Below are 810 nucleotides of genomic sequence, written 5' to 3' on the forward strand. Positions count from 1 at the left end.
CACCCGCGCTCCCCGCTGGCCTGGGCACTGCTCGCCGACAGCGTCTGGGGCATCGACGCGGCCCTCCCCTCCTACGCCTACGCCCGCGTCGGCTACCACCGCGGCCTCGACCTCCTCCGCGGAGCCGGCTGGCGCGGCCAGGGCCCCATCCCCTGGCGCCACGGACCCAACCGCGGATTCCTGCTCTCCCTCTACGCCCTCCGCCGCGCCGCCGACTCCATCGGCGAGACCGAGGAGGTCACCCGCCTCACCCAGTTCCTCCAGCAGGCCGACCCGATCGCCATCGAGGAGATCGAGCGGTACCACGAGGACGCGTTACCCCCTACCGCCGCCATCATCATCCTCGGCAACGACTAGGCGCCGCCCGGGTGCGGTTCTGGCGGCGTTGTCGTCGGGCGCCGTAGCGCCGCTACGGCTTCCTCCTCCGCCTTGCCAGAACCGCACCCGGACGCCGCCTAGCCCTGTGCTGGTGGGGTGGGCGCCGTGCCTGCGGCACGAGCGCGGGGCGCCGTGCCGGGGGCACGAGCGGCGGCGGGGGGCTTGAGCGGGAGGCCGTGCCTGCGGCACGAGCCTGCTCGCGCGGGAGTGCGGGGGCCGTGCCTGCGGCACGAGCCTGGTCGGGGGGTATGCGGGGGCCGCGCCTGCGGCGCGAGCCTGGTCGGGGTGGAGGAGTCTGGCCGTGGTTGCGGCACGAGCGTGGTGCGGGTGCTGGAGGGTCGGGCCGTGCCTTCGGCATGAGCCGCTTCGGGCGCGGGGGTACGGACGTGCGTTCGGCGCGCGTCCGGCCTCGGGTGGCTGGTGGGTGATCGA

Annotated in this window: 1 protein-coding gene; it reads left to right on the top strand. The window is 75.4% G+C overall.

Annotation, left to right across the window (positions count from 1 at the left end; all coding sequences use genetic code 11):
• A partial coding sequence (locus tag C5B93_RS16830; RefSeq protein WP_104293006.1) for a DUF3151 domain-containing protein occupies positions 1-357 on the top strand: 357 nt, incomplete at its 5' end.
• Positions 358-810: the final 453 nt, after the last annotated feature.

It is taken from the genome of Rathayibacter sp. AY1A2, from assembly GCF_002930935.1.
Lineage (GTDB): Bacteria > Actinomycetota > Actinomycetes > Actinomycetales > Microbacteriaceae > Rathayibacter.